At 67.9% G+C, this 12,345-nt stretch carries 9 protein-coding genes and 3 pseudogenes; 9 read left to right on the forward strand and 3 right to left on the reverse strand.

What is annotated here, in order from left to right:
- Positions 1–20: 20 nt before the first annotated feature.
- Positions 21–494, forward strand: a pseudogene (gene msrA / locus OG799_RS18090) (peptide-methionine (S)-S-oxide reductase MsrA); the annotation flags it as partial.
- 115 nt (positions 495–609) lie between these two features.
- Positions 610–909 carry a hypothetical protein gene (locus OG799_RS18095; RefSeq protein ID WP_406036370.1) on the forward strand — a complete coding sequence of 100 codons (300 nt, stop codon included), beginning with the start codon at positions 610–612 and terminating at the stop codon, positions 907–909.
- 330 nt (positions 910–1,239) lie between these two features.
- Here OG799_RS18095 and OG799_RS18100 read toward each other — a convergent pair whose 3' ends face one another.
- Positions 1,240–2,676, reverse strand: coding sequence for an NF041680 family putative transposase (locus tag OG799_RS18100; RefSeq protein ID WP_406036371.1), 1,437 nt, complete (start codon positions 2,674–2,676; stop codon positions 1,240–1,242).
- A gap of 398 nt (positions 2,677–3,074) precedes the next feature.
- Here OG799_RS18100 and OG799_RS18105 point away from each other — a divergent pair, with 398 nt between their 5' ends.
- The 5 genes and pseudogenes from OG799_RS18105 (at position 3,075) to OG799_RS18125 (ending at position 7,097) form a co-directional block, all read left to right on the forward strand.
- Positions 3,075–4,256 carry a low temperature requirement protein A gene (locus OG799_RS18105; RefSeq protein WP_406036372.1) on the forward strand — a complete coding sequence of 394 codons (1,182 nt, stop codon included), beginning with the start codon at positions 3,075–3,077 and terminating at the stop codon, positions 4,254–4,256.
- Positions 4,257–4,318: 62 nt separating this feature from the next.
- Positions 4,319–5,317, forward strand: a pseudogene (locus OG799_RS18110) (transposase); the annotation flags it as partial.
- 306 nt (positions 5,318–5,623) lie between these two features.
- Positions 5,624–6,007, forward strand: a pseudogene (locus OG799_RS18115) (transposase); the annotation flags it as partial.
- A 385-nt stretch (positions 6,008–6,392) separates the two neighbouring features.
- Positions 6,393–6,701 (forward strand): transposase, encoded by a 309-nt coding sequence (locus OG799_RS18120; protein WP_406036373.1) that lies wholly within the window; start codon positions 6,393–6,395, stop codon positions 6,699–6,701.
- A 213-nt stretch (positions 6,702–6,914) separates the two neighbouring features.
- On the forward strand, positions 6,915–7,097 hold the full coding sequence (locus OG799_RS18125) for a hypothetical protein (protein ID WP_406036374.1): 183 nt from the start codon (positions 6,915–6,917) through the stop codon (positions 7,095–7,097).
- 581 nt (positions 7,098–7,678) lie between these two features.
- Here OG799_RS18125 and OG799_RS18130 read toward each other — a convergent pair.
- Entirely contained in the window at positions 7,679–8,800 is a 1,122-nt protein-coding gene (locus tag OG799_RS18130; RefSeq protein WP_406036375.1) for an ISAs1 family transposase, read from the reverse strand.
- 259 nt (positions 8,801–9,059) lie between these two features.
- Between OG799_RS18130 and OG799_RS18135 the strand changes: the two genes are divergently transcribed.
- Positions 9,060–10,850, forward strand: coding sequence for a reverse transcriptase domain-containing protein (locus tag OG799_RS18135; protein ID WP_406036376.1), 1,791 nt, complete (start codon positions 9,060–9,062; stop codon positions 10,848–10,850).
- A gap of 471 nt (positions 10,851–11,321) precedes the next feature.
- On the opposite strand, the gene OG799_RS18140 is transcribed toward OG799_RS18135, so the two are convergent.
- Positions 11,322–11,780, reverse strand: a complete 459-nt coding sequence (locus OG799_RS18140) for a VOC family protein (RefSeq protein WP_406036377.1) — start codon at positions 11,778–11,780, stop codon at positions 11,322–11,324.
- Between the two features lie 118 nt (positions 11,781–11,898).
- Between OG799_RS18140 and OG799_RS18145 the strand changes: the two genes are divergently transcribed.
- Positions 11,899–12,333, forward strand: a complete 435-nt coding sequence (locus OG799_RS18145; protein WP_406036378.1) for a DUF899 family protein — start codon at positions 11,899–11,901, stop codon at positions 12,331–12,333.
- The last annotated feature ends 12 nt before the right edge of the window (positions 12,334–12,345 follow it).

Genomic DNA, 12,345 nt, shown 5'->3' on the forward strand with positions numbered 1-12,345 from the left:
AAACTCTCACTCATGACAGTTGTTCCTTCCCCACCGAATCGCTGTTCCGCCACCAGCCCGGCGTCGTGTCCACGCGCGCCGGCTACAGCGGCGGCGACGTCCCGAACGCCACCTACCGCAAGCACGGCACCCACGCGGAGTCCATGGAGGTCGTCTACGACCCCGATAAGACCGACTTCCGCGCGCTGCTTGAGTTCTTCTTCCAGATCCACGACTCCTCGACGAAGAACCGCCTGGGCAACGACATCGGCACCAGCTACCGCTCGGCGATCTTCTACACCAGCGACGAGCAGAAGCGGGTCGCCGAGGACACGATCGCCGACGTCGATGCCTCAGGCCTGTGGCCCGGTAAGGTCGTCACCGAGGTCACCCCGGCAGGCGACTTCTGGGAACCTCAGCCCGAGCACCAGAACTACCTGCAGACCTACCCCAACGGTTACACCTGCCACTTCCCCCGCCCCGGGTGGAAGGTCCCGAAGCGGGCGACCGTCTGACACCTCCGGCGCGCGGACCCCGGGTCCGCGCGCCGGCCCGGGGCCGAGGTGGTCGGCCTGGACGAGGAGTCAGCCGGATGGGTGCGGGCTCTCTCCGAGACCGGTGCCGCGAGACGTGGCATTCGATCGGCTGCACGGGATGCTGGTGCGCGTGGCGTTGCGGGAGGTGGGCCGGCGCGCGACGCGCTCCCCGGTGACCGGGCCCGCGTTGACCGACGTCGCCCACCAGGCAGCGTCCGACGCGATGGTGGCGATCCTCGCCAAGCTGGCGACGTTCCGTGGCGAGAGCCGCTTCACCACCTGGGCGTACCGTTTCGTCGTGCGCTACCCACCTGCGAGCGTCGGTGTGCCGAGGCGTCGCTCTCCCTACCACACGCCGCTCGAGTGCCCAGGGTCGCCGTGTGAGCGGCCGTGAGCCGTTGTAGGCGGTCGTGAGTGGGTGGGCACCGAGCCACGGCAGGTCTTGGGCGTCCCCATGGCGGTGCCAGCAAGGGTGGCCCAAGCGGAGCCGATGGGGACCGACTCGCCCTTGATGCGGCGGGTCCGGTGGCCAGTGCGGTCGACCTCGCCAACGGCAACCTTGCGCATCCGCCGGGCGTCAGTCGTGACGGCTGACGAGCGGCAGCGGCCGGCGCGCCCAGGCGGGGCCTGCGGCCCGTTCAGCGCAGCTTGAAGACGTACAGCAAGTTCTAACCACCTGGCCGGCAGCTAGCCAGCAGCTAGCTGTCCGGTCTCAGCTTGGCGTTTAACCCGTCTGCTTTCGTCGTTCGGTGATGGACAGGGCGCGTTTCACGGTCTTCCCGACGTCGTAGCTGGGCGCGGGTTGCCGGTTCTTCGATCCTCGGGGGCGTCCGGGTCCGGCCTTGCCGGGTTTCGGCGCGCTGGCGGGGTGGGTGGTCTTCGGGTGGATGTGGCGAAACCCGCGGCGGACCCGGGCTGGGGTGAGCCGGTCCGGGTCGGCGGGTCGCTCCCAGGGCCGGCGGAGATCTTCGGCGAGACCGCGGGCGAGGCGTAGCTGGGTGTGGCAGGCGATGACCAGCCAGGTCCACCGGTCAGCCGTCTCGGGTGTGCGGATCTTGGGCCGGGTCCAGCCCAGCGTCTGTTTGAGCAGCCGGAAGGTGTGTTCGAGGTCGAATCTGCGCAGGTAGGACTGCCAACTGCGGTCCACGTCCGCGGCGGTGGCCGCGGTGATGGAGGTCCACAGCCAGACCGGTTTCGGGTGGCGATCGCCTGGCAGGTGGTCGACCTGCAGCCGGATCAGGGTGCCTTCGATGATCGGTAGGTCGCCCTGGTGGTCGAGCCAGCAGGTGCGGCGGGTCAGCCGTGGGTGGACCCGGTCCCAGGCGGTCGCGGTGGCGGTGCCGTAGCGGGCGGTCTGCGTGGTGGTGACGGTGTGCGGCGCCGGCCAGGTGTCAGGGTCGGCGAGGGCCAGTTCGGGGCCGTGTTTGGGTGGCCGGCCGGTCGTCCCGGGTAGCCGTGGGGGCGGTGGCAGTGCCATCACCCGGTCCGAGCGCAGCCGCCCGAGCAGGTCCACGGGCAGGTCGGCGAGGAGGAACGCCAGGCGGGGGACGTCGTAGCCGGCGTCGCACACGATCAGGATCCGCCGATCGCCCGGCGTGTGGTGGCCGGCCGCGATGAGGCGTTGCACGACGGCGCGTAGCTGCCCGGCGGTGACGGCGGCCGCGTCGTCGGCCGGTCCGAGCCGGACGGCGTCGAGGATCGCCGTCCACGAGGTCCGGCCGGCTTCGAGGGCCGCGACGAATGAGTACGGCCAGCCCGGGATCAGCTGCGACTGGCCCTTGCCGCGGCCGTAGACGTGGCAGAACAGCCGGTCCGGGCTGGTCTGGGCGTCGGAGCGCAGCCACGGACTGACGTCGACAGCGAGAACGATCCGCCCGTCGGCGGCCCGCGGCACCGGCAGGCCCGCCACGGCGCGGCGCAGCCGCGCCACGTCGACGCGTCCGCAGTTCAACCCGTCGTACATGCCGCCGTGACCGCGGCGGTGCTCGGGCGCCAGCACCAGATCAACCAGCGACCTGACCGGCCCGTCCGTGCACAGCAGCGCGTCAGTCACCTCGAACAGGACGTCAGCGCGGGCGGTCAGACAGCGGTAGAACTCGGTCCGGAACGTGGACAGCACCGCTAAAGCCTCGACGCGGGCAGCGTCATCCAGCACACTCATCCTCACGGCCTTGGTGTCGATCATTGATGTCTTCAGCAACATCCATGATCACGCCAAGGCCGCCCGCTGTCCACAGTGCACAGATCGATCCCGAGTCAAACCCGCAGCTAATCGGGCCGGCAGGTTAAACGCCAAGCTCAGGACCTGCGTGACATATCGGTATCAGGACCTGGGTGACACTCCGCCCTCTGTAGCACCGGCCGACGCTTGGCCAAGGTCGACGAGCTAATCCGAACCCGCGGCGACGGATGGAAGGAACTCATCGGCCTCGACCGTCGCCCGTCCGTGTAACGCGGGTCGCTCGATCCGGTCCACGGCAGCACGTCCGCGGTCACCGCCGCTGCCGTATGTCAGAATGCCCCCAAACCTGGAGCAGAGCTGGCAGAACGGGCGATCCGATGACGACGAGCAGGGCGGCCGAGCTGGTGCGGAAAGCCGGGGATCCACAGCGGGCTACGTTCCTGGAACTCTTCTTCGACCTGGTGTTTGTCCTCGCGCTCGCTCAGCTCTCGCGCGGCTTGGCCGAGGATCTCGGGTGGAGCGGCGCCTTCCGGACGCTGGTGCTGTTGGGGGCCATGTGGTGGGTCTGGTCCAGCACCGCGTGGCTAACCGACCGGACGGACCCGCAACGACCGGTAATCCAGGCGCTGGTCATCGCGACCATGGTCGGCAGCCTGGTGATGGCGGCCGCGGTGCCCGAGGCATTCGGCGACACGGGCCTGATCTTCGCGGGCGCCTACGTCGCCGTCCAGCTCGGCCGCGGGCTCGTCCTCGTGGCCGTTCTGCGTGGCCACGAGCTGCAGCGCACCGGCGTGCGCGGGCTGTTCTGGTACGGCCTGTCGGCGCTGCCGTGGATCGCGGGGGCGCTCATGCCCGGTACGGCGCGTGGCGCGTTGTGGGCACTCGCGGTGGTCCTTGACCACACGGCAGGCAGAATCGGCTTCCCCACCCCGGGGGCGGGCCGAACGCCCAGCCAAGACCTTGTGATCTCGGGCGAGCACCTGGCCGAGCGCTACCGGCAGTTCTTCATCATCGCGCTCGGCGAGCTGATCGTGGTTACCGGACTGGCGCTGAGCAGCAGCGGCTTCGCGCCGGACGGGGCCGCCGCGTTCGCAGTGTCGATCGCGACCACCGTGCTGCTGTGGCGGATCTACATCTACCGCGCTGGGCAAGTCCTGGCGGAAGCGATTGCCGTGTCTGCCGACCCGGTCCGCCTCGCCCGATCGGCGTCATACGCCCACCTGGTGATGGTGGCCGGCGTGGTCGTTGCCGCCGTCGGCGACGAACTTGTCATCGCCCATCCACTCGGGCACACCCCACCGGCCTGGATCGCCGTCATCCTCGGCGGACCCGCGCTGTACCTGGCCGGGCGCGCCCGCTTCGAGCACGCGGTATTCGGCCGCGTGTCCCGGTCCCGACCGATCGGCGTCCTTGCGCTGGCCGCCCTGACACCGGCGATGCTCCCCCTGCCGCCAGTCGTGGTCGCCGCCGCTGCTGCCCTCGTCCTGACCGGGATCGCCATATCCGACGCAGCCCGCGCCCGCAGACGCCCGCCCGAGCCGCCGTCACCACCCGGCTAGGAACGCGCTGAGTTATGGCGTGGCTTCTGTACCTGTTTGTATTGATGTGAGATAATCTTTGCGTGCAGGGTGTGGAGCGTGCTGACCGGGAGTTGCTGGACGCGGCGGCCCTGGTGGGGCATCTGGTGCCGGCGGGCAGTACGTATGCGTTCCTGGCCGAGCATCGGGGTCGGGTGTTCCCGGACGAGTTGTTCGCGGATCTGTTCCCGTCGGCCAAGGGCCGCCCGTCGATCCCGGCGCCGGTGGCGGCGTCGATCCTGACGTTGCAGACGCTGTTGGACTACTCGGATGCGGAGACCGCCGAGGCCGCCCGGTGTGACCTGCGGTGGAAGGTGGCCTGCGGGTTGGCGTTGGACGACAAGGGGTTCCACCCCTCGACGTTGACGTACTGGCGGCGCCGGCTGGCCCGTTCGGATCGCCCACACCGGATCACTGACGCGGTCCGGCAGGTGGTCGAGGCGACCGGGGTGCTGCGGGGACGGCGTCGCCGGGCGGTGGATTCCACGATCCTGGCCGACGCGGTGGCTACCCAGGACACCATCACCCAGTTGATCAGCCAGATCCGCCGGGTGGCCCGGGTGGTGCCCGGCGCCGCGGAGCAGGTCGCGGCGGCGTGTACCGGGCATGACTACACCCGGCCGGGTAAGCCGGACATCGACTGGGACGACCCGACGGCCAAGGACGCCCTCGTTTCGGCGCTGGTCAACGACGCCACCGCCCTGCTCGGCGCGCTGGCCGGGGCGACGCTGGACGAGCCGGCCGCGCAGGCCCTCGCGCTGCTGGCGTTGGTGGCCGGCCAAGACGTGGAACCGGCCGAGGGCTCCGACGGCACCGACGGGCGGTGGCGCATCGCCCGTAAGGTGGCCGAGGACCGGATCGTCTCCACCGTGGACCCCGAGGCCCGGCACACCCGCAAATCGCCTGAGGCTCGCCGCGACGGCTACCGCGCCCACGTGGCCGCCGACCCGGATACCGGCATCGTCACCGACGAGCAGTTGACCAAAGCCGCCGGTAGCGACAACTCCGATCCGGCCGTGGCGGCCCGGTTCCTCGCCAACGACCTCGCCACCAGCGACGGCGACGGCGACGGCGACGGCGACGGCGACGGCGACGGCGGACCCAACACCACCAGTGCAGTCGGCACCCACACCGCCAGCGGCGCGGAGCACAGTGACGCCGAGGACGTGCCCGGCCGGGAATGGTACGGCGATTCCGCCTACGGCACCGGGGACCTACGCGATGCCCTCGGCCAGGCCGGCCACACCGCGATCATCAAACCCAAGCCGGTGCAGTCCCCGGTCGCCGGCGGGTTCACCATCGACGACTTCGCCGTGGACGAGGACGGCCAGACGGTCACCTGCCCGGCCGGGCACACCCGGCCGATCAGCCCGACCACCCGCACCGCCGCCTTCGGCGCGCTGTGCCGTACCTGCCCGCTGCGGGACCGGTGCACCAAATCCAAGACCGGCCGCAAGATCGTGCTGCACGAACACGACGCCCTGCTGCGCCAAGCCCGCCGGGACTGGACAACCGACCCGACCCTGCGGGAGCGGTACCGCCGGCACCGGCCCAACATCGAACGGGTCATCGCGCAGGTCGCCAGCCGCGGCGGACGCCGGCTGAAACTGCGCTACCGCGGCGTGGAACCCAACAACGCCTGGCTCAAACGACGCACCGCAGCGCTCAACCTCCGCAACCTGATCAACCGCGGCCTGCACTACACCAACGGATGGGCCCTGACCACCTGCTGAACCGGCTAACACCAGAGCCGAAAGACACCAGCACGACCTCATCCACCAGTCCACCAACGCCCAGACCCCCGACAACGTCACCACCTCGACCCGACCGCTTTCCAGCCGCTGGCAACCCGACCAAGCATCCACGCAGGGCATACCCCGAGGAACACCGAAATTCAGCACGTTCCTAGCCGGAAGTGTCACCCATGTCTTGAGACTGTTCTGTCACGCAGGTCCTGAGACCCGACATCGCCGGCAGCCGGCTGTTCGACTCCGCTTGATGGGTTACACCGCGGCTTCAGTTGATGGGTGAAACTCCGTCGACTGTCGCTTTGGGCTTCCCCCCTGGGATGTGGACACCCTGAGACTGGACGTTGGTCCAGAGGAAGGGGTGTCCCCGTTGGGGCGTCCATCGAAGTACACGGAAGAGTTTCGGCGCGACGCGGTCGACCTGGTCCGTTCGTCGGGCCGGCCGATTAACCAGGTCGCTCGTGAGCTTGGGATGAGTCACGAGACGCTGCGGAACTGGGTCCGCAAGCAAGATCGACAGACCGGGGCGGCCGGTGCGGTGTCAGCGGGCGATGGGCTGTCGGTGGCGGACAAGGACGCCGAGATCGCCCGGCTGCGGCGTGAGGTCGCTGAGCTGCGGCAGGAGAAGGAGATCCTGCGGAAGGCAGCCGCGTATCTCGCGAAGGAGATGGATCGGTGACCAGCCGCTTCCGGTTCATCTCCACCCACCGCGCCACCTGGGGCGTCAAGCGGCTGTGCCGGGTCCTGGCCGTGTCCCGGTCCGGGTTCTACCGATGGACCGCCAGTGAGCCGGCCCGGCAGCAACGCGCTGCCGCCGAGGACGCTCTCGCGGAGCAGATCCAGGCGGTCCACGCCGACTCCGGTGGCGCCTACGGTTCGCCGAGGGTGACCGTTGGGGCTGAAAACCCTGCACCGGTGGAGCTGGAAGGACGTCCGCCGATGGCTGGCCAGACCCGACGGGACATGGCGGCCGATCACGGCGGACGGGATAACCCTGTTCGATCTCGGCAAGGTCGCGGTCACCCGCTACCACTACCGAGGCAACAAGATCCCCAAACCCTGGGCAGCGACCTGACAACCCCGCCCGGCGGTAGAATCCGTGGAGAGCCCGTTGCGGCGAGAGTCGCACGGCGGGTGTGCGCCGTGAGGCGCTTCGTTGTATCCCCAGCTCAGTTGGGAGGAACTTGGAGAACTGTTCCTGGGTCTGATGGCTTACCTGGATCCGAAAGGTGAAGGGAACAAGAGCATGTCAGGAAAGCGACGGGCGTGCCCAGGCGTCAGGGGCGTGGCGTCGCGGGACCCGTGCGATATGGCCAAGGCTGGATTGCTTGAAGCCCAATCCCCAGTGATGAAAGTGCGCATCCATCGGAAACGACGCCTGAAACCGATGCCACGCCGTGCGCCGGCATGAACCCGTGAGGCTGGTGCAACTCCACGGCGTCGGGCACCGCCCAACGAGGGCGGGTAAGGGGATGAGTGGGCGGCCTACGTCGCGCTAGATACGTACGACGAAGACGTACCACGGGATCGCCTACGGGACGCGAGTCCTATGGCGACGGAGTGTCCGTAGTAGTCGCAGGAGTAACGACCTGCCAGGGAGGCCGGGAAAGCCGGACCGCAGGGCGAAGGGACCAGAGGTAAAGCAAAGTCAGTTGATCATGTTCGGGATGCGGCGAGTAGTGGCAGGATCAGCAGTTTGTTGCCGTGGAGTCGCTCCAGGACCTGTTTGATCTTGGAGTGGCCGGCGAGGCGGATCAGTCCGATGGCGAGGTTGCGGAACAGGGCCATGGTGTGGGCGGCGGCACCGAGCCAGGCATGGTGGTGGTCTTCGGCGAAGAGGACGTCCCGGACCCAGTGGATCTTGTTTTCGATGCCCCAGTGTCGGCGGGTGTAGTCGGCGATTTCTGCGGCTGTGGTGGCCTGGGCGTCCAGGTTGGTGATCCCGTGGACGATGTCCTTGTGCAGGCGTTGGCCGGTCAGGTCGTAGGTGTCGCGGCGGATCCGGAAGACCTGCGCGGCGGCGGGGAACTCGATGCCGGCGGCGTCGGCGGTCCAGATCCGACGCTCGATGATGAGTCCCGAGCGGTGTTTGCGGTGAGTGTGGGCGGCGCTGTCGCTGGTCGCGGCGGGTAGGCGCTGCCAGATCGCCGCGAGGAGGGCGGGTCTGTTGCCCTTGACGGTGAACACGTAACCGGCGCCGCGGTGGTGCAGGTAGGTGGCGGTGTCGGTCGAGGGGTGCGCGGCGTCGGCGGTGATCACCGCGCCGGCGATCTCGACCGGGTCCAGCAACGCTTGGACCTGGGTGACCTCGGTGGTGTCGTCGGGCACCCGGAGTTGAGCGATCACGACGGCGGTGTCGTGGCGCATCGCGGAGAACAGTCTCACGTTGTTGGCGGGGTCGCCGTCGTGGGAGGCCCGTACGGTCTTGCCGTCCAAGGCCAGGCCAGGCCGCCCGCCGTCGGTGGGTGGGATGCGGGTGGCGATCCACTGACACAGCAGGCGGTCGGTGGCGGCGGCGTCGATCGTCTCGGCCACACGGCGCAGGGTGTCCCGACTGGGCGGTATCCGCCGGCCGTGGCGGGGGTCCACGCGGGCGCCCGCGGCGGCCAGCAGCAGCGCGGGCAGCTCGGCGACCCGGTCGGCGGCCTGGCGGAAGTTGCGGGCTCCGCAGAGCACCGCCAACGCCAACATGGTCAACGCCGCCGGCAGCCCGTGACGCACTCCCCGAGGCTTGCGTGGGTCGCTGACCTGGGAGAACACCTCGTACAACGCGGTCACGTCGGAAACGTCGATGTCAGCGCCGCTGTCAGTGACGCAAGCGGTCAAGGCATGGGAGACTGCCACGAGCGGCCTTTCTTTGCAGACGATGCTGGCGTAGAGAACCTTCATCATCCACTTAGGAAGGCCGCGTCTATGAACCGGCCTCAGACAGCGAAACCGCCGCTGAGCAGCACGTCCACATGATCACCTGACTTTGCTTTGCCCCTGGCGAAGGGACACAGGTGATCACGATGTTCAGCGAAGCGAGGTATGCGTAATGCAGAGCGCCGCAACGGTGCTGAACGTCATCCGGGAACGCGGTAGGCGCGGCCTGCCGCTGGAAAGACTGTATCGACAGTTGTTCAACCCGCAGTTGTTCCTGCTGGCCTACGGACGCATCTACGCCAACAAGGGGTCGATGACGCCCGGGGCCACGTCGGAGACCGTGGACGGTATGTCCCAAGCCAAAATCGGGGCGATCATCGACGTGCTGCGTCGTGAACGCTACCGGTGGCGGCCGGTCAAGCGCGTGTTCACCCCAAAGAAGAACGGGAAGCTACGCCCGCTGGGTTTGCCTACCTGGTCGGACAAGCTGGTCGCCGAAGTGGTGCGTCTGCTGTTGGAGGCGTACTACGACGTCCGGTTCTCCGACCGCTCCCACGGGTTCCGTCCGGGCCGCGGCTGCCACACCGCGTTGGATGAGGTGGTGTCGGTCTGGAAGGGAACGCATTGGTTCATCGAGGGAGACATCTCTGACTGTTTCGGGTCACTTGATCACACGATCATGGCGTCGATCCTGGCGGAAAAGATCCACGATGGACGGTTTCTGCGGCTGGTGTCCAACATGCTCACGGCCGGGTACCTGGAGGATTGGCGGTGGCATGCCACGCTCAGCGGTGCGCCGCAAGGTGGCGTCGCATCCCCGGTCTTGTCCAACATTTACCTGGACCGGTTGGACCGGTTCGTCGAGCAGTCTTTGCTGCCTGAGTACAACCGAGGCCGTCTTCGACGGCGCAACACCGAATATCAGGTTGTCGATCACGCGATCGCGAAGGCCAGACGGCATGGTGACCGGGCTGCGGTGAAGGCGCTTCGGCGTCAACGCCGGACCCTGCCCAGCCAGGACCCGAACGATCCCGGCTATCGGCGCCTGCGGTATGTGCGCTATGCCGACGATTGGCTGCTGGGATTCGCCGGGCCCAGGCACGAAGCCGAGCAGATCAAGTCACGGATCGCGACGTTCCTGCGCGAGGATATGAAGCTGGAACTGTCCCAGTCCAAAACGTTGATCACCCACGCCGCCAGCCAGCCGGCGCGGTTTCTCGGTTACGAAATCCGAACCCAACGAGCCGACAACAAGCTCGACCGTCGCGGTCAACGCTCCGTCAACGCCGCGATCGGGTTGTTCGTGCCCAGGGACGTCATCAGGCAGAAGTGCGTGAACTATATGCGCGAAGGTAAACCGGCTCAACGCGGTTCGCTGCTTCACGACCAGGACTTCACCATCGTCGCGAAGTATCAGGCCGAGTACCGGGGGCTGGTCCAGTACTACCTCCTCGCCCAGGACGTGTTCCGCCTGGAGCGCCTGCGTTGGGTCATGGAGACCTCGATGCTCAAAACCCTCGCAGGTAAACACAAGTCCACCGTCACCAAGATGGCCCGCAAGTACAAGACGGTCATCGACACCACCGACGGAAAACGGACCTGTTTCCAGGTCACCGTCGATCGGGACCGGGGCAGGAAACCACTGGTCGCCCGCTTCGGCGGGATCCCGCTCAAACGCCAACGCACAGCCGTCCTCACCGACCTGTCACCGATCATGGCCAGCACGAAGCGAAACGAACTGATCCACCGGCTCCTCGCCGGCTGCTGCGAGATCTGCAAATCCCGGACGAACATCGAGGTTCACCACGTCCGCAAACTCGCCGACCTCAACCGTCACGACCGACCCGACAAGCCAGCATGGGTGCACCTCATGGCCAAACGGCGCCGCAAAACCCTCGTTATCTGCCGGGCCTGCCACGAGGACATCCACGCCGGAAGGACAACCGCACCCACCCGGAACTGACCACTGGAGAGCCGTGTGACGAGAAATCGTCCAGCACGGTTCGGGAAGGGGCCGACGGAAAAGGACCCACACCACGGGCACCTCGCCGGCGGCCTACTTCACTCGGCGAGCGGCCTGGGGAAACGGACCAGTGGCAACATCGGCACCGCGCCCCAGGCCGACTCAACAGGTCTTCAGGGTCCTGGTCGTCCCAAGCGTGGCCGGCCGGCCCGGCCGATGCCGGCCGGAGGTCGCCAGCAGGCCGGGGCCGGGCCGGCGCGGCCCGCTTTGTGGGCCGCCTTGATCTGATAGAGCGGAATTCGGCAACGGGATGCCGTCTGGCGCCGTCTGGCGCTGGCGTGTCCCGGGACCTGCTGACACTCGCGTCCCACCTGATGCGTGGTCCCGCCCCGTCCCGTTGCGCGGCCTGGCCAGCGACACGTCCTACCTGCACAGCTTCCTGCTGAGCGTGAAGAGGGCTCAGCCGGTTGCTCACCCTGGGAGGTCCTCCGGGCGCTTTTTGGCGAAAACGCCGTGCTGGATGCCGGTGGCCTGGCCGACTTCGATCATGTAGCCGTCCGGGTCGCGCATGTAGCAGCGGATCTCCGCCTCGCGGTCGATCGGCGGCGTGAGGAACTCCGCGCCCTCCGACTTCCATTCCTCATAGCAGGCCTGGATGTCAGCGACCCGCAGGTTCAGGAAGATCGAGGTCGTGTCGCCGGGCTCGTAGTTAGCCACCGTGATGCCTGGCTTGTCCGGCGTGGGCGGACCGCCGGGGTTCATGAGGATCCACGAGTTGGCCAGCTTGACGACGCACGGGTTCTCCTCCAGGACCACGGTGCCGCCAAGGACGCGCGAGTAGAAGTCCCGTGACCGCGCGATGCTGCGAACGGTGATGGACATGGTCACCACGAAGCCCTCGGTGGGATTCGGCAGGTTGGCGTAGTCCATGTAGGGCGCACGTTCTGTCATGAGCTAACCCTTCCCACGGTCGGAACGGCGCATACTCTGCGCACCGACACCGTATCCTCGGCGGTTAGCCCGCACCTGAGAACGGGGACATTTGCGGATGTCCGCGCTGCCGTTCGAGGAGTCGTCGCGCTACCGCGACTTCATGGGCTGGCAGGCGCCCTGGTACTCCGTGCCCGCGCAGTCGCTCGACCCGCTCGTCGCCGGGCGCGCGTTCGGCATGAAGGCGTGCTACCTACGCCAGGGCGACCGTGTGTTCGAGACCTACTGGACCACCGGGCGCGGCTGCGAGGCGATGGCACCCTCGTACGGGCTGCTAGACATGACCGTCTACGGCCGCCAAGAAGACTGGGAGAACTCGCCGGAAGGCTGGCCCCAGCGTTTCCGGACCGACGGCGACCAGTTCCGCCTCGACGGCCGACCCACATCGCAATGGTCACGCCTCGCCGCCGGCCGTGACGACGACCTTGGCACCACCGGGCACGCCGACAGCGAGCACCACTGCCACTGCGGTTCGACGCCGGCTGAGTCATGAACCGCCCCTGCG

It is taken from the genome of Micromonospora sp. NBC_00898 (genome assembly GCF_045207895.1).
Classification (GTDB): domain Bacteria; phylum Actinomycetota; class Actinomycetes; order Mycobacteriales; family Micromonosporaceae; genus Micromonospora.